The sequence below is a fragment of the Yersinia vastinensis genome (assembly GCF_902726565.1).
GTDB lineage: Bacteria > Pseudomonadota > Gammaproteobacteria > Enterobacterales > Enterobacteriaceae > Yersinia > Yersinia vastinensis.
This window is the reverse complement of the sequence record NZ_CACVAF010000002.1, coordinates 322687-338624: the sequence shown is the minus strand read 5'-3', so window position 1 is coordinate 338624 and position 15938 is coordinate 322687. Positions and strand designations below refer to the sequence as shown.

Sequence of the window (15938 nt, the reverse complement as noted above, 5' to 3'; positions counted from 1 at the left end):
TTTGTCAGGTGGAATCATGAATGCAACTCAAATCAGGCAACTGGCCGCCGCCGCGTTAGTGGGAAAAACGGATGCTGAAGGCAGAGTCTATTCAACTGACGCATGGCCAGTCACCACGTACCCGGCCATTTTGTTGCAAACGCCGATGGAAGTTAAAGAGTCCATTGGTCGGCATGCGCCGCAGTTTAAGACCATGACGACCTTGCGAATCAGTGGACATATCCAACTGAGCGAGGCGACAAATCGGGTCACTGAAGCAGCATCCGCGCTTGAACGTTTGTGTGAGCAAATTCAACGTGCGGTTATCAACAGTTATGAGCTGACTCGTCAGATTCAGCAATTCGCCAAGGTGCGCACCACCATGGGCATCGACACTAGCAGTGAGCAGCATTTTTCTGAAGTTAAAATGGAGTTGGATATTGAATATTACCAAGGGCCGGAGGATTTCTTCCCGCTGGAAACTACCCCATTGGAGGGCATTGACGTCACTCTTTCTATGCCCGATGGCACCACAGATCCTCTGATCGCCATTACCTTCCCGGAGTAACTCTATGTTCGTAAAACCTACGGCTGGCCGCGCGGTGCGCGATCCGGTCAAGGGCACCTTTTTGCCTAAATTCGGTACTGAGGTTCCTGATAACGCATTTTGGCATCGTCGCATTCAAGACGGTGATGTGGTGCAGATAACCGCTAAATCAGTGGTGTCTGCATTTGAAGTATCAACAATGGAGAGTACAAAACTATGAGCATTCCTTTCACTAATATCCCAAGTAATCTGCGCACACCGCTGTTTTTTGCAGAGTTTGATAACTCTCAAGCCAACACGGCGAGCACTACCCAGCGCACATTGATTATTGGACAAACATTATCGGACAGCACTTTGCCCGCCAATGTTCCGGTACTGGTTTCATCCACAGCGACGGTTGCTGGTTTGGCGGGAGCCGGCTCGATGTTGCATGGGCAAATGGCGGCCTATCTGGCAAACGACACGGCGGGTGAAATCTATCTTCTTCCCCTGAGTGAAACTGATGCCATGGTGGCAGCCACCGGTAAAATCACTGTGACTACGCCCGCTTCGGCGACGGGTGTGATTTCGCTCTACATCGGCGGTATTCGGGTACAAACCACTGTCGTGGCGACGGATGATGTGGCCACGGTTGCTGCAGCACTGGCTGCGGCAATTGAGAGTAAGCCTGAATTGCCAGTGACGGTTGTTCATACCGAGGAGCAGGCATCTGAAGGGGGCGTTATCGTCTTAGCGGCAAAGAACAAAGGTGCGCATGGCAATAACATTGACTTGCGTCTGAACTATCTTGGCAGCGCTGGTGGGGAAGCAACACCAGAGAGTTTGATGCTAACGATGACCCCAATGGCCGGTGGCGCAGGGGCGCCAGAGCTGGCGAGTGGTTTGGCGAATTTACAGGATCGCACCTTTGATTTCATCATCAACCCCTACACCGATACAGCGTCATTGGATGCTATTCAATCTTTCCTTTCCGATAGCACGGGGCGCTGGAGCTATAGCCAACAACTGTATGGGCACAGTTTCGCCGCGCAATCTGGCACCTATGGTCAACTGACGGCTGCCGGAGAACTACGTAATGATCAGCATGCTTCACTGTTGGGTGTTCATCACTCGCCGACACCGGCCTACATTTGGTCGGCGGCTTATGTGGGAGCCATTGCACAAAGTTTGCGCAATGATCCAGGTCGCCCACTGCAAACACTGGCTATCAGCGGCGTCTTGGCGCCACCATTGTCCAGCCGTTTCACGCTGACGGAACGTAATAACTTACTGCACAGCGGTATTTCCACGGTGACAGTGGCGGATGACGGCAAGGTTCAAGTGGAAAATATCATCACGACTTATCAGACCAATAAATACGGTGCTGAAGATGATAGTTACCTGCAAATCGAAACTTTGTTCTTACTGATGTTTGTCACCCGTTATCTGCGCACGCAAGTAACCTCTAAGTTTGCTCGCATGAAGTTGGCCGCCGATGGCACCCGTTTTGCTCCGGGTTCGGCCATTATTACTCCGAATGTTATCCGCGCTGAACTGATTGCCCAGTATCAAACATTGGAATTTAACGGCTACGTGCAGGATGCCAAAGGTTTCGCTCGTGGGTTGATTGTTGAGAAAAACGCCAGTAATCCGAATCGAGTTGATGTGCTGTGGACTGGGGTGCTGATTAACCAACTGCGTATTTTTGCAGTACTTAATCAATTCCGCCTGCAAGCGGCTGTTTAACTCTCAACATTTTAACAATAAATAAGGAAATAAATTATGAGCGATTCTTCAAACCGTCTGGCGGGTACTGCCTATGTCACTGTTGATGGCATTACGATTATGGTAGCTGGTCAGTTCAAATACAGCCCATCAAAAGTGAAACGCGAAACCGTGATGGGGATGGATGGCATTCATGGCTATAAAGAAACCGTGGTTGCACCGTCAATTTCTTGCACTATCCGCGACAGCGGCGGTGTTTCCATCAGTGACTTCAATGACCAAACTAATGTCAATATCGTGTGTGAATTAGCTAATGGCAAAACCATTATCGGCAGTGGTATGTGGTCGGTTAGTACTTTGGTGGTGGATAGCACCGAAGGTACAGTTGATGTCAGTTGGGAAGGCGGTTCGGTGACGGAGAACTAAGATGGCTGAATTGGATCGCAGTAAAACCATTTCGCTAGTGAAACCCATCTCGCACGAGGCCACTAAGACCACCTATGAGGTGGTCGAACTCAGCGAGCCGACGTTATTGCAAGTGCAGCAATTTTACGATGAGCAAACCAAAACCGGCTCGCTCAGTGGTATGGGATTGTTGATTGCATTGGTGTCTGGGGTGCCGCGTGAAGCTATCAAAAAGATGGCTTTTACCGACTACAAAGCTTGCGAGGTCTACATGATGGGTTTTTTAGCCTACTCCCCAATGGGGGACGATGGCGCGAAATAATCGCTGACGTCACTTACTACTATAGCTGGGGGCCGGGCGATGCCTGGTCCCTGACCTACAGTAAATTAATGTGGTGGTGTCAGCAGGCCGAGCGGATTAATAAAATTAAGGCTGGCAAAAATGGCTGATAAAAACAGTATTGATGGGATTCCACCTTTGGACGATATCGCTGGGGGTAAAATACCGGCGTATAAAAAAATTCCGGGGGCCATGGTTAAGGCTTATAAGCTTGCTAATGGTGTACATACAGCCTATACCATTAGTTCTGAATTATTAGGCTTAATAAATAAAGGTGCAAGTAATGCACTCATTGTTAACAATGCAGCTCAAGGTGTTGGAGTGCCTGTTGAACAGTTCGGTGATGTTACTGGTGCCATGAGAATTCGTGGTGTTGATAATATTGAGGCCATCAAATCCACACAGAAACTATATAAAAGGCTCAATGATATAGCTTGGGGCCATAATAAGCCGGCATCTGAATTATTCACTAAGCATAAAATCGATATTATCCTCAATGATAATGGCACCGTTGATGCTCCTAAAACGATGACAAATTATGCTACTGCTTATGCACCATTGTCACCAAGAGATAAGAGCGAATTAGATAATGTCATTGAGTTCGACAGTAATGAAATGCTATTGCCACGTGAAGGTACTGATCTTAACTCTTTATTTACTCGAGTTAAAACTTTCGGACTTGATGTCGATCCTGAATATAACAAAAAAGCAGTCACTTTGGAGCATGAAAAAACCACACTAAAAGCGGCTAAAGAGGGATGGTTGCAGCAGTTTAATTACAATGTAACTAGCCCATTTTTATTTGATGATATTCTTGCAAATATAACAGGCCGGTTTTCTGATTTAATCGCTTATGACTTTGATGAAAGCTCATTTATTACAAACTGGATGAATATAGATGGCTATAATTTATTAAAGAAACAACAAGCACAGAGTGATCCTGATTTTCTAGATAAACTTAATACGTATGAGCTTTTCATGCTTAACTTTCCTGGAATATCAGGCAGTGTTAAGAAAAAAATGCATGAACACGAAGCTTTAAAGAAAAATACGCAAAGAATAGGCTCGCCAGTAGCTGATAGTACTATTAGTCAAACTCCTTATCCACAGACTAATCTTAATCAGCAAGTAGAACGATTTAATCAGAGTATTGATGATATTTGGATGAGTGATAACAGCCAAGTTAGTGATTCTGATATACGTGATACTTATTCGATAGAGCCAGCTACATCACCCAACGACAATATCGTCAGTCATGTTACCAATATATCGCCTATTTATTCTGAGGCGGAGGGGGGCTTTAATGCTGATGTGATTGCCGATGTTATTGCGACTGCTATGCAGAATAACCGAGTGGAGATCGAACTGACACTTATTGATAGCCGGACGGGTGAAACGTCAGAGATTCAGGCGCAGGGAGGCGGGCGGATTAGCTACGCCATGGTCATGCCAATGTAATTACGCGAGTCATTTCCCTTCCTTTCTGTCATCACCCGCTTCGGCGGTTTTTTGCTTTTCTATCGTAAGAATCCTAAACAGGAGAACGCAATGTCACTTATCGGCGATACCTTATCCACGCTACTCGGTGGCGGTGATGACAACTGGCAATGGTCGGATCATCTACATCAAGCCTCGTTTCGCGGTGTACCTTTTGTCATCAATAAAAGTGTTGATACTTTTGGCCGGCGTCAGGTGGTGCACAGTTACCCTTATCGTGATACCAGCTATATCGAAGATCTCGGCCGTAGCGCTCGGAGCATTGTGCTAACGGGATTTCTGGTGCAAAACAGCCAGATTTATACCGCGCCAGATGTGATGACTCAGCGTGATTCATTGATTGCTGCATGTGAAATGCAAGGGCCGGGGACGTTAGTACACCCAACTCTCGGCGAAATGACCGTCAGTGTGAGTGAATTGCAGATTGATGAGAATACCGCCGCTGGGCGGATATTTTCATTCACTATAAAGGCGCATGAATCCGGCTTACGCGCTTTCGCCATCACTGGTGCGGCAGAGATGGGGGCATCAATCCAATCTTCCTGGCTGGGTTTGAGTGCCAAAGCGGTTGCCGGTTTTATTGCCACAGTAAAGGGTGAGATGCGCTCTGCGACTCAGGCGATAAAAACGCTGAAAAATACGGCGGCATTTTGGGGGAGGATGGTAACAAGCACCGCCAATGAGGCCAGCAATTTGGGAAATGCGTTGCGCTCAACCTTCGGTAGCAAGCGGTATGGCCGCTATCACCACGGCACCGTGGGGGGCAGCAGTTCCGGGGCGACACAAACTGTCAATTTGACAAGTGATACTGCGGACCTCGCACTCTTGGTATCGCAGCGGCTGGCATTAGCGGTTGAAGGGCAGTCGGCAGTTAATTTTGCAGTAAATGACTTGCTTGATGCCAATAGCATTGATGCCCATGCCAGTAAGCTGTTGGCGCTGGTGAATGCATTGCAAAACAGCGGTGTCAGTATCTTAGATGTGATTCGCATGATGGAAATATTGGCAACAATGCAAGACGACACCTTTCGTGCCAATGAAAGTGAGGCGGCAGTTGCCGATGCCAGTCATCAATTAATGGCGACATTGTGTGCTGGGGGGATGGTTTATGCTGCAGCGCAATATCAGCCGGAAAGCTATGACGATGCGGTGACCATTTTAGGACGGGTGTGTGAAGTCATTGATAACCGAGCGCTGGCTGCTGCCGATAGTGGAAATGATGATGTATACCGTTCACTGATGCTGATGCGGGAATCCATTGTGTTGCGTTTGCAACAAGCAGGAGCGAATTTATCGCGGGTTGGCGATGTAAGTTTCACTCGTGCGCTACCTGCTTTGATGCTAGCAAATCGGTTGTATCAAGATGCTTCTCGCGCAGAGGCGTTAGTGAAAATGGCCAATCCTATTCATCCGGCATTTATGCCCATTAGATTTAAGGCATTGAACCTATGAATGATGAATGGGTAAACGATGACTTAACACTGGAAGTGGGCGGCAGGGCAATCACCGGCTGGAGTAAAATTCAGGTCACCAGAGGCATTGAAACGTTACCCAGTAGTTTTGAACTGTCATTGATGGATCGCTATCCCGGCAGTGAAGGACTGCAATGGATAAACCCCGGAGATCCCTGTGTGGTCAAACTGGGCAACGATGCCGTCTTGACCGGCTATATCGACAGCTGGGATAGCACCATCACGGCCACCAGTCGTGAGGTTACTGCGAAGGGGCGGAGCAAGTGTCAGGATTTGGTCGATTGCTCTGCGCAATGGCCCAACAGCGTAATCAGTCAGTCCACGGTATTGCAAATTGCACAAAAATTGGCCGATCCTTATGGCATTAAGGTGACCTCTGACGTTACCGATCTGGTGGTGGTGCCGAAATTCACCCTTAACTGGGGAGAAACCGCGCAGGCGGTCATTGAACATGCAACCCGCTGGGCAGCACTGCTCTATTACGACCAACCAGATGGCAATTTATACCTCACTCGTGTCGGTACATGTAAAGCGGCTAGTGGCGTAGAACAGGGAGTCAATATTCTGAGTGCAAACCTGCATACGGATATTAATCAACGTTTTATTGACTACACCGGTGTAACCCTGTCGAGCAATACTGTCGCCCGCCGTTCTGCTTCGGGCGGCAATAACACCTCGGCTTTGGTGAAAAAGCAGGATACACAACTGGCTGAACAGTTTCCCACCCGTTATCGAAACAAAATAGTTATCGTCGAAAGCACCATGGACTCACCCGATTTGGTGAGAAATAGCCTCGATTGGAGCATCAACCGCAATAATGGCCGCTCTAAAGCTCTTAAGGTGCAAGTTGATAGCTGGCGCGATCGCGAGCACCGACTCTGGGAGACCAACTCACTGATTCCTATCTCCATTCCAGCTTTAGGGCTAAAAGATGAGTTATGGCTGTTGTCGGAGGTGATTTATCTAAAAGACGCTAAGGGCACAGTGGCAACTATGACGCTGATGCCCCCAGAGGCTTTTGCTCTTCAGCCCTACAAAATCAAATGAAACAGGGGGTTATATGCATGATGTCAGTGGACAATTCTCGACTCTATACCGACAGATAAAAATGCTGTTGGGGATCGGGCGAGCCGCTACCTTTGATGACAGTGAGGGGGTACAAACCGTGCAGTATCAGACCTCACTGGAAGTTCACAGTGACACACCACGGCTAGCTGAATTCGGCTTTTCGTCAGGATTACCGGCGGGTAGTGATGTGGTGATGGGGTTTCTGGGGGGCGATCGCTCCAGCGGTATGATCATTGCCTCTAATCATCCCTCTTACCGGCATAGAGAATTAAACTCTGGAGAAACAGTGATTTACTCTCAATGGGGGCAGTTTATCAAATTGACGGAAAGTGGGGTAATCATTGAGGCCAATAATCAGCCAGTGATCGTGAATAACGCTACTGACGTGACGGTAAATGCATCGGTAAAAGTGAGGCTAAATACCCCGCTATTAGAAGTGAGTGGCGATATTGTGGATAACGCAGGCAGTAATACCACGACACTTAAAACCTTGCGAGATACCTATAACAGCCACAATCATCAACTCAAAAACGTACAGTCGGGTAGTGCAACACTCACCAGTGAGGCACCCGCTAAGGTGGTGCGATGACAACGGATATTAAAACAGTTTGGGATGTCGATGCCTCTCTGGGGGATTGGCGGACAGGCCATGGTGGATTGCTAGAGGGGGATGATCTGCATACTGCCATTTTGTTGAGTTTATTCACCGATCGCCTAGCTCGGGTTGATGATGATATCGATGGCGATGATCGTCGGGGCTGGTGGGGGGACAGTGATGCGGTATCCGCGATAGGTTCGCGACTTTGGTTATTACGGCGACAAAAACTGACCACCCAGATTGCCATCAAAGCGGAGGACTATGCGCGGGAAGCGTTGGCATGGCTGATCGAGGATGCCGTTGTGGCTGTAATCACCGTTCGCGCACAAATCATGTACCCCAACACATTGTTGCTTGCTATTGCGTACCAGCAACCAGACAAAACTCAATCTTCAGTTAAATTTTCATGGGTATGGGAGGAATAATTCATGCCATTTAATCGACCCACCTTAAGCGAATTACGGCAACGAAATCAGTCCTATATGCAATCGGAACTGAAAACGGGTGGTAATTTATTGCGTTTTTCTAATATTGGCGTGATCAGTGACGCAGATGCCGGAATGGCACATCTGCATTACGGTTATCTTGATTATATTGCCCGGCAAGCGACCCCCTACAATGCGAGCGATGAATATCTTGCGGCCTGGGCGGCACTAAAAGATGTGTTTCGCAAAGCAGCGAATCCAGCCAATTGTACTGATGTGCGTTTCGGTGGTCTTGCCGGGCGGGTCATTCCTGCCGGGCGGCGTCTTAATCGGGCTGATGGCTATCAGTATCAACTCGATAATGCCGTGACGATCGCCGCTGATGGCAACGCAATCGGTAGAATTACCGCGATTTTACCTAGCCCACTGGAGGATGCGACAGGCGGTGGCAACCGAGGGAACAGTGCAGCAGGAACCGTGTTGACACTCGATATTGCTATTGAGGGGGTGCAAGCTACTGCTACAGCACTGAGTAAAATCACCGGGGGGGCAGACATTGAATCTGAAGATGCCTTTCGCTCGCGAATGTTATTGGCTTACCAAAACATTCCGCAAGGCGGTAATGACACAGACTATCAATCTTGGGCATTGGCAGCACCGGGAGTGACGCGATGCTGGGTTAAACGGCGCTTGATGGGGGCCGGCACAGTCGGAGTCTATATCATGTGTGATGATAATGATTACGCTGGCTTCCCGCAGGGCAGTGACGGCATTTCTTCACTCGAACAGTGGGGGGCCGTCAAAGCCACGGGAGATCAGAGGCGGGTAGCCGATGCTATTTATCCGCAGCAACCCATTATTGCCTTGGTATATGTCTGCGCTCCCATCGCACAACCCATTGATTTCGTCTTCAGCGGCATTTCTCATGTAGATGGCACCACCACGGCCGCCATCAATGCCGCGATCGACGAGGTTTTTTTCGCTGAGGGCGAGCCCGGTGGAAAAATTCTGTGGTCATCACTGTTGTTGGCCATTGGGGAAGTCCCTGGCATTGGGGGGTTTATTATGCAATCTCCGGCAGCCAATATTGAGCTGCAAACCGGTAAACTCCCCATTAGGGGTACAGTGAGCTACTTATGAGCCGCTATTCTGTCAGTGAATATACTGAAGCTTTGCAGGCATTAATGCCAATGGGTTTGGTTTGGCCACGACGATCTGATGGGGTGCAAACTGAAGTTTTACGGGCATTAGCCAGTGCTTATCGGCGCAGTGATGAAGATGCACAAGATTTGTTATCTGGCGCTTTTCCGGCAACCGCTACGGCGATGTTGCCGGAGTGGGAAGCGGCCTTGGGGCTACCGGATCTGTGCGCCATCGGTGAAGTCGATAGCATGATCCAACGCCAGCGTGCCGTGGTGTCTAAATTGTTTGGTATGGGGGGGCAGTCCGCGGCTTATTTTATTCGAGTCGCAAAAGCCCTGGGTTATTCCATTACGGTCACTCAATATCGGCAAGCTTGTGCAGGAATGGCAGTTTGTCATGATGCACTTAACGGCGAAGAGTGGCCCTTTACTTGGCTCATTACCGCGCCGGAAACCACCATCCATTATGCTCAATGTGGCTTAACTTATTGCAGCGACCCTCTGCGTTCATGGGGTAATAAACAACTTGAATGCAGATTAGCGGTATTAAATCCGTCTCATACAAATTTGAAGTTCGGCTATACCCTTATGACTTGATGCTTCAGCGCCGCTAGCTGCAACACCAATTCATTCGGATATATATCAGTTAATTAATTATCGATACAGATCGCTTTCACTAGTGAGGATTTTCTATGCAAAAAATTGGCGATATTCCTAATACGCGCGCCGACAACAATGGCGAATTTACCGACGGCAATGTTGCTGCCGGTGTTCCCCCAACGATATTACCGGCTGAATGGTTTAATACCTTGCAGCGGGAGTTAATTAAAGTCGTACAAGATGGAGGATTAACATTAGATCCAAACGATGATACCCAGGTATTAGCAGCGCTGAAGAAACTATTTTTACAGTCGGGTAATAATTTATCAGAAATAAAAGCTGCTGGCCCAGCAGCGGTTGCTGCGGCTCTCGCAAATCTGGGGGGGTTATCCACGACAGGAACAGCCGCGGCTGCAACTAAGCTTGCCACAGCACGAAAAATTGGTGGTGTAAATTTTGATGGCACTGCGGATATTACTTTGCCGTTTATTAATAGCACGGATGCCAATATTCAATTAGTGGGTGTTTTGGGGGTGAAAAGCCTTTCCGTAACTGATGACCTTCGTTGTGGACGACTGATATCTAAAGGTGCAGTTTATGCTAATGAGAATGGAGCTGGTGGGACAGCCATGTTTGGCACTGATGGGAATATTACCGGTTCAATATGGGGTAGTAATCTTTATAGTTATATAAATACAATTGATCTAGTTGGCTCTCCAATTCCTTGGCCCCAATCTACCCTCCCCACTGGTTATTTGAAATGTAACGGTGCAGCTTTTAGTAAAACACAATACCCCAAACTGGCTCTTGCCTATCCATCGGGTATTTTACCGGATATGCGTGGTGATGTTATTCGCGCATGGGATGATGGACGAGGAATTGATCCAGGTCGAGCACTGTTATCAGAGCAGGGTGATGCAATTCGCAATATAACAGGCACCTTTAGCGTTCATGGTGCTAAAGAATTATCAACGTCATATCCATCAGCTGCGAGTGGGGCATTTGCCATCAGTGGTGTTGCAGGAAAAAATAATGTTGCATCTGGTGGAGATACTACCATTCCCCAATTTAATTTTTCAGCGGCCACTGTTGTGCCTACAGCTGCTGAAAACCGTATGCGAAATATTGCGTTCAACTATATTGTGAGGGCCTTATAATGAAGAAAAATATGCTGAATATTACTCAAGCCCAATTAGATGAAGATGGTTTGGCTATAATCGAGGGGTGGATCTCTGTTTATAGTGTAAGTCGAGACTCGCGAGAGTACATAGGTGTAAATAGTGAGTATTTGGCAGTGGGTGTAGGTATACCTGCCGGGAGCTATATTGATGCTCCAATGCCACTTGATGATAATAACAAGGCGATCCGGCGTACTGAAGATGGAAAAGCTTGGGAAGCTGTGACTGATTTACGTGACCAAGCAGCTTACAGAACGGACTCTGGGCAGTTGGAACCAGTGAACTACCTTGGCGATCTACCTGATACCCATACATTATTGGCACCGCAGACTACTTATGATTTTTGGAATGGGGATCTGTGGGTAACGGATACAAAAGCACAGCATGTTGCAGCAATACAAATAGCTGAAGATACGAAAAAGCAGTTATTGAATGAAGCTGCAGCTAGTATAGCACCATTACAAGATGCTATAGATACCGAACTGGCAACGGATAGCGAGAAAGAACAACTCATAGCATGGAAAACTTATCGTGTATTGTTGAATCGTATTGATATATCAGTAGCTCCTGATATTGAGTGGCCGTTAGTCCCCTAAAGCTAATAGTATAACCGGGTTTAATCGTCCGGTTATACTATCTCTATTCCCCCGATAAAACCCTTATCAATCTTCATCAATCCCCTCGTGACGCTCCTCATTTCATGCTAAATTCCCATATCTTAAGCCATTACATCGTTTTTCGGGGACCAGTATGTTTACCTATCAAGAAATATCTTCGTTAAACGAACTGGAACTGATTGTCTATAACTACATCATAAAAAATACTGACAAAGTGATGTATATGACTATCAGGGAACTCGCCGATTCTGCTGGTGTTTCCACTACCACCGTTTTGCGTTTTTGCAAAAAAATGAATTGTGATGGTTACTCTGAATTCCGCGTGCGTTTTAAACTGTATTTAGAGCATGACGAAAAACCACCGATTAGTTTTGGTATCAGTGAAATAATTAACTATTTTAAAAGTATCAATAATAGTGAATTTGATGAACTACTTGATCTGGCTGCAGCACAAATAGCACAAACACGGAGAATTATTTTTGTTGGGATAGGCACATCTGGTGCATTAGGTAAATATAGTGCTCGATTCTTTTCTAATATTGGTAAATACAGTACATACATTGATGATCCTTATTACCCGATTAATAGTGATATGTATCAGGATGCGATTGCCATCATACTCTCCGTTTCTGGAGAGACCGAAGAAATTATCCGTATTGCTAATCAGTTCAGTTTGCAAAACTGTAAGATTATCAGCCTGACCAATAGTGATAATTCAACATTGGCTAAGATGGCTGATTTAAATATCTCTTATCATATGCCACCTATTGTATTAGAAGGTCATTATAATATTACTACCCAAATACCTGTGTTGTATATTATTGAAACCATAGGTAAGAAACTCCCTCCGCTAATGAATGAAAAAACGCCATAAAACAAGGTGTTTTTTATATGTTACATATTCCAAGTCACGACTTTTGTTATATCGTGACTTCAATTCTCTTTTTGTTAAACTTCAGTCTTAATCGACCAAAAATATTAATAATAAATCGCTAATACTCTGTTTATCTTATACTCAGTATCCTTGACAGGAGATTAATAATGGCAATTGATTACTCATTAACCGCTCAAGAAATTATTAAATATATCGGCGGTGATAATAATGTGATTACCGTCACACATTGTGCGACGCGTTTACGTTTTATATTGAAAGATAATAAAGCGGTCGATAAAGAAAAATTAAATCGTGTTAAGGGTGTTATTACCGTTATCGAAGCTGGCGGGCAAATGCAGGTGGTGATTGGTAATCATGTCGGTGATGCCTACAAACATGTCACTAACCTGATTAATATAGATGAAAGTGCAGCTGTTGCTGCACCGAAAGTCGGTATTATTAGTCGTTTGATGGATATTATTTCCAGTATTTTTGCACCTTTCCTTTATCCGTTAGCGGCCTGCGGTATTTTGCAGGGGATTATTTCTTTCCTTGCAGCCATTGGTTGGATGGATGCTGCTAGTGGTACTTATCGTATTTTGAACTTTGTCTCTTGGACTGGGTTCACTTTCCTGCCAGTGATGGTGGCCTTTACCGCGGCAAAAAAATTCAATGTGAATCCGTTTACTGCTGTGATTACAGCCTGTGCGCTGATCAGCCCAGATTACATGAATATGCTGACAGCCAATAAGATAGTTACTGTCAATTCAGCGGATCCTGCGGTTCAACAATTAATGCATGAAGCCGTGAATAACCCACAAGTTGCTCAAATTTTGAATACTATTGCAGGTATCCCTTTGTCTTCACCGACACTGGATTTCTTCGGTATTCCTGTGCAATACCTGAGCTATACCGCCTCGGTTATTCCGATTATCTTGATGGTTTGGGCTATGTCTTATGTGCAGCGCTTTTTTGAACGTGTCCTGCCGATGGTTGTGCGTAACCTGTTCACTCCAATGTTCTGTATTGCCATTATGGTGCCATTAACCCTGCTGGTTTTCGGCCCAGTAGGTAATTTGATTGGTGGCGCTATCGGTGGTGTATACAACACGCTTTATAACCTTAGTCCCGCAGTTGCCGGGTTTATGGTAGGTGCATTTTGGCAACCCTTGGTCACGTTAGGGGTTCATTGGGGTATCACGCCGGTGACAGTAGGTAACTACGCAACCCTGGGTTATGACACTTTCACTGGTCTACAAGCTTCTGCTGTCTTCGCTATGGCCGGCGCTATGTTTGGGGTCTACTTAAAAACGCGAAACAGCGAAATGAAAGGTATTTCTCTGTCGGCGGGGATTACCGCTTTATTCGGTATTACCGAGCCGGCTATTTATGGTGTGGCATTGCGACTGAAAAAACCGTTCCTGTGCAGTTGTGCCGCGGGCGGAATTGGTGGGGCTATCGCCGGAAGTTTTAATGCGGTGTCGTGGAGCTACTGTTTGCCGGGTATTGCCGTGCTGCCCGTCTTCTTTAAAGAAGGGCATATGACCCAATTCTTGGGTTTCTTAATATCAATCACTGTCGCTTTCGTATTGGGTGCTGTGTTCACTTGGCTGGTTGGCTTTACCGATGAGGTTGAGAGTGTAGAGGAAAAAGCATCATCGTCACCTATTACTCAGGCGCAAATGAATCAGGGTTAAAATAGCCTTAATGTTTAGGCGGGCGACCCCCGTCATTGAATTTTATTTTCAGGGTGGGTACTTGCCTACCGCACTATGGGAGAAAGTTATGAATTACAAACAATTACCGAAGGATTTCTTATGGGGTGGCGCAGTCGCAGCACATCAGGTTGAAGGTGGCTGGGATAAGGGGGGTAAAGGGGTAAGTATCGCCGATGTACTTTCCGGCGGCGCGCACGGCGTTGACCGTGTGATGACGGATGGTGTGCTAGAAGGCTATCGCTATCCGAACCATGAAGCCGTTGATTTCTATGGTCATTACAAAGAAGACATCGCATTGTTTGCTGAGATGGGCTTCAAATGTTTTCGTACTTCCATTGCTTGGACACGCATTTTCCCTAAGGGTGATGAGTTACAACCGAATGAAGCGGGCCTGCAATTTTACGACGATATGTTTGATGAGCTGCTGAAATACGGCATCGAACCGGTTATTACTTTGTCGCACTTCGAAATGCCATGGCACTTGGTTAAAGAATACGGTGGCTGGAAAAACCGCAAAGTGGTCGACTTCTTCGTTAGGTTTAGTGAAGTGGTCATGGAGCGTTATAAAAGCAAAGTTAAGTATTGGATGACGTTCAACGAGATTAACAATCAGCGCAACTGGAAATACCCATTATTTGGCTATTGCTGCTCTGGCGTGGTGTTCACTGAACAAGAAAATCCAGAAGAAACAATGTACCAAGTGCTGCATCACCAGTTTGTTGCCAGTGCTAAAGTGGTCAAATTGGGTCATGCAATTAACCCTGAATTCAAAATCGGCTGCATGGTTGCCATGGTGCCGCTATACCCATTCTCTTGCCACCCTGACGACATGATGTATTCCGTGGAAGCTATGCGTGAGCGTTATCTATTCGGTGACGTCCATATGCGTGGTTATTACCCTTCATATATTCTCAATGAATGGGAACGTCGTGGTTTTACTATCCATATGGAAGAGGGAGATCTCGAAGTGCTGCGTGAGGGGTGTGCTGACTATATGGGGCTGAGTTATTATATGAGCAATGCAGTTTCGGCGACCAATCCCGGCAGCGGTAACTCATTGTCTGGTTTTGAGGGCAGTGTGCCAAATCCACACGTTAAAGCCTCTGACTGGGGATGGCAGATTGATCCCGTCGGCTTACGTTATTCACTCAGCGTATTGTATGAGCGTTATCAAAAACCGCTATTTATTGTCGAAAATGGCTTTGGTGCTATCGACAAAGTGGGCGATGACGGCATGGTTCACGATGATTATCGCATTGCTTATCTTAAAGCGCATATTGAGCAGATGAAAAAAGCAGTGTTTGAAGACGGTGTCGACTTAATGGGCTACACCCCGTGGGGTTGTATCGATTGCGTGTCATTCACGACTGGTGAATACAGTAAACGTTATGGTTTTATCTATGTAGACAAAAATGATGATGGCACTGGTACGATGGCGCGTTCGCGAAAACTGAGTTTCGACTGGTATAAAAAAGTCATCGAGACCAACGGCGAAGAACTTTAACGTTACTCAACTCTAGGTTTATAGCAGGTCATCAGGGCAAGGTCGCGTGCTATCGAGCGACCTTCTACCCCGACGTTCAGTTCCTATCACACAAACAAAAAAACCAACCCTAACAGGTTGGTTTTCTTTAGGTATTTTGGTCGGCATGAAAGGATTTGAACCTTCGACCCCCGACACCCCATGACGGTGCGCTACCAGGCTGCGCTACATGCCGATACAGTGGCATTTATACTACATTTTACAGTGACTAATGCAATACCGGATAAAAAC

The 15938-nt window shown here is 46.5% G+C and carries 17 protein-coding genes and 1 tRNA gene; 17 read left to right on the top strand and 1 reads right to left on the bottom strand.

Annotated elements, in window-relative coordinates:
• Positions 1 to 16 precede the first annotated feature (16 nt).
• From HUZ92_RS04235 to HUZ92_RS04150, 17 genes are all read left to right on the top strand, one after another.
• The gene (locus HUZ92_RS04235) at positions 17 to 547 is read left to right on the top strand and encodes an ATP-binding protein (RefSeq protein WP_174846788.1); all 531 of its coding nucleotides are present in this window, start codon (positions 17 to 19) and stop codon (positions 545 to 547) included.
• Positions 548 to 551: 4 nt separating this feature from the next.
• A complete protein-coding gene (locus tag HUZ92_RS04230; RefSeq protein WP_050140427.1) occupies positions 552 to 746 on the top strand; it encodes a DUF2635 domain-containing protein in 195 nt (64 codons plus the stop codon).
• The gene (locus HUZ92_RS04225; RefSeq protein ID WP_145579994.1) at positions 743 to 2251 is read left to right on the top strand and encodes a phage tail sheath subtilisin-like domain-containing protein; all 1509 of its coding nucleotides are present in this window, start codon (positions 743 to 745) and stop codon (positions 2249 to 2251) included. Before HUZ92_RS04230 ends, HUZ92_RS04225 begins: the two co-directional genes overlap by 4 nt.
• A 36-nt stretch (positions 2252 to 2287) precedes the next feature.
• Positions 2288 to 2656: a phage tail tube protein gene (locus HUZ92_RS04220; protein ID WP_004708659.1), complete on the top strand. Its 369-nt coding sequence runs from the start codon at positions 2288 to 2290 to the stop codon at positions 2654 to 2656.
• A 1-nt stretch (position 2657) separates the two neighbouring features.
• Positions 2658 to 2957, top strand: coding sequence for a phage tail assembly protein (locus HUZ92_RS04215; protein WP_050096961.1), 300 nt, complete (start codon positions 2658 to 2660; stop codon positions 2955 to 2957).
• Positions 2958 to 3077: 120 nt separating this feature from the next.
• Entirely contained in the window at positions 3078 to 4433 is a 1356-nt protein-coding gene (locus tag HUZ92_RS04210) for a hypothetical protein (RefSeq protein WP_145579993.1), read from the top strand.
• Positions 4434 to 4523: 90 nt separating this feature from the next.
• Positions 4524 to 5924, top strand: coding sequence for a DNA circularization protein (locus HUZ92_RS04205; protein ID WP_050140430.1), 1401 nt, complete (start codon positions 4524 to 4526; stop codon positions 5922 to 5924).
• Positions 5921 to 6991, top strand: a complete 1071-nt coding sequence (locus HUZ92_RS04200) for a phage baseplate assembly protein (RefSeq protein WP_050096964.1) — start codon at positions 5921 to 5923, stop codon at positions 6989 to 6991. The genes HUZ92_RS04205 and HUZ92_RS04200 overlap by 4 nt, the downstream gene beginning before the upstream one ends.
• A 13-nt stretch (positions 6992 to 7004) precedes the next feature.
• Entirely contained in the window at positions 7005 to 7601 is a 597-nt protein-coding gene (locus tag HUZ92_RS04195) for a phage baseplate assembly protein domain-containing protein (protein ID WP_050295305.1), read from the top strand.
• Positions 7598 to 8035 (top strand): phage GP46 family protein, encoded by a 438-nt coding sequence (locus HUZ92_RS04190; RefSeq protein WP_050096966.1) that lies wholly within the window; start codon positions 7598 to 7600, stop codon positions 8033 to 8035. Before HUZ92_RS04195 ends, HUZ92_RS04190 begins: the two co-directional genes overlap by 4 nt.
• A gap of 3 nt (positions 8036 to 8038) precedes the next feature.
• Positions 8039 to 9175, top strand: coding sequence for a baseplate J/gp47 family protein (locus tag HUZ92_RS04185; protein ID WP_145579992.1), 1137 nt, complete (start codon positions 8039 to 8041; stop codon positions 9173 to 9175).
• A complete protein-coding gene (locus HUZ92_RS04180; RefSeq protein ID WP_050096968.1) occupies positions 9172 to 9774 on the top strand; it encodes a YmfQ family protein in 603 nt (200 codons plus the stop codon). Before HUZ92_RS04185 ends, HUZ92_RS04180 begins: the two co-directional genes overlap by 4 nt.
• Positions 9775 to 9869: 95 nt before the next feature.
• Positions 9870 to 10934, top strand: coding sequence for a phage tail protein (locus HUZ92_RS21005; protein WP_409350110.1), 1065 nt, complete (start codon positions 9870 to 9872; stop codon positions 10932 to 10934).
• Positions 10934 to 11551: a tail fiber assembly protein gene (locus HUZ92_RS04165; RefSeq protein ID WP_050295306.1), complete on the top strand. Its 618-nt coding sequence runs from the start codon at positions 10934 to 10936 to the stop codon at positions 11549 to 11551. Before HUZ92_RS21005 ends, HUZ92_RS04165 begins: the two co-directional genes overlap by 1 nt.
• A 154-nt stretch (positions 11552 to 11705) precedes the next feature.
• Positions 11706 to 12446: a MurR/RpiR family transcriptional regulator gene (locus HUZ92_RS04160; protein ID WP_050096971.1), complete on the top strand. Its 741-nt coding sequence runs from the start codon at positions 11706 to 11708 to the stop codon at positions 12444 to 12446.
• Between the two features lie 167 nt (positions 12447 to 12613).
• Positions 12614 to 14143 (top strand): PTS transporter subunit EIIC, encoded by a 1530-nt coding sequence (locus tag HUZ92_RS04155; protein WP_050096972.1) that lies wholly within the window; start codon positions 12614 to 12616, stop codon positions 14141 to 14143.
• 88 nt (positions 14144 to 14231) lie between these two features.
• Positions 14232 to 15668 carry a 6-phospho-beta-glucosidase gene (locus HUZ92_RS04150; RefSeq protein ID WP_128450894.1) on the top strand — a complete coding sequence of 479 codons (1437 nt, stop codon included), beginning with the start codon at positions 14232 to 14234 and terminating at the stop codon, positions 15666 to 15668.
• Positions 15669 to 15805: 137 nt separating this feature from the next.
• On the opposite strand, the gene HUZ92_RS04145 is transcribed toward HUZ92_RS04150, so the two are convergent.
• Positions 15806 to 15882: transfer RNA gene (locus HUZ92_RS04145), tRNA-Pro, on the bottom strand.
• Between the last annotated feature and the right edge of the window lie 56 nt (positions 15883 to 15938).

What these genes read in the sequence shown, in the direction of transcription:
- HUZ92_RS04235 (WP_174846788.1), top strand. Translation starts at nt 17, where the DNA reads ATGAATGCAACTCAAATCAGGCAACTGGCCGCCGCCGCGTTAGTGGGA.
- HUZ92_RS04230 (WP_050140427.1), top strand. Translation starts at nt 552, where the DNA reads ATGTTCGTAAAACCTACGGCTGGCCGCGCGGTGCGCGATCCGGTCAAG.
- HUZ92_RS04225 (WP_145579994.1), top strand. Translation starts at nt 743, where the DNA reads ATGAGCATTCCTTTCACTAATATCCCAAGTAATCTGCGCACACCGCTG.
- HUZ92_RS04220 (WP_004708659.1), top strand. Translation starts at nt 2,288, where the DNA reads ATGAGCGATTCTTCAAACCGTCTGGCGGGTACTGCCTATGTCACTGTT.
- HUZ92_RS04215 (WP_050096961.1), top strand. Translation starts at nt 2,658, where the DNA reads ATGGCTGAATTGGATCGCAGTAAAACCATTTCGCTAGTGAAACCCATC.
- HUZ92_RS04210 (WP_145579993.1), top strand. Translation starts at nt 3,078, where the DNA reads ATGGCTGATAAAAACAGTATTGATGGGATTCCACCTTTGGACGATATC.
- HUZ92_RS04205 (WP_050140430.1), top strand. Translation starts at nt 4,524, where the DNA reads ATGTCACTTATCGGCGATACCTTATCCACGCTACTCGGTGGCGGTGAT.
- HUZ92_RS04200 (WP_050096964.1), top strand. Translation starts at nt 5,921, where the DNA reads ATGAATGATGAATGGGTAAACGATGACTTAACACTGGAAGTGGGCGGC.
- HUZ92_RS04195 (WP_050295305.1), top strand. Translation starts at nt 7,005, where the DNA reads ATGCATGATGTCAGTGGACAATTCTCGACTCTATACCGACAGATAAAA.
- HUZ92_RS04190 (WP_050096966.1), top strand. Translation starts at nt 7,598, where the DNA reads ATGACAACGGATATTAAAACAGTTTGGGATGTCGATGCCTCTCTGGGG.
- HUZ92_RS04185 (WP_145579992.1), top strand. Translation starts at nt 8,039, where the DNA reads ATGCCATTTAATCGACCCACCTTAAGCGAATTACGGCAACGAAATCAG.
- HUZ92_RS04180 (WP_050096968.1), top strand. Translation starts at nt 9,172, where the DNA reads ATGAGCCGCTATTCTGTCAGTGAATATACTGAAGCTTTGCAGGCATTA.
- HUZ92_RS21005 (WP_409350110.1), top strand. Translation starts at nt 9,870, where the DNA reads ATGCAAAAAATTGGCGATATTCCTAATACGCGCGCCGACAACAATGGC.
- HUZ92_RS04165 (WP_050295306.1), top strand. Translation starts at nt 10,934, where the DNA reads ATGAAGAAAAATATGCTGAATATTACTCAAGCCCAATTAGATGAAGAT.
- HUZ92_RS04160 (WP_050096971.1), top strand. Translation starts at nt 11,706, where the DNA reads ATGTTTACCTATCAAGAAATATCTTCGTTAAACGAACTGGAACTGATT.
- HUZ92_RS04155 (WP_050096972.1), top strand. Translation starts at nt 12,614, where the DNA reads ATGGCAATTGATTACTCATTAACCGCTCAAGAAATTATTAAATATATC.
- HUZ92_RS04150 (WP_128450894.1), top strand. Translation starts at nt 14,232, where the DNA reads ATGAATTACAAACAATTACCGAAGGATTTCTTATGGGGTGGCGCAGTC.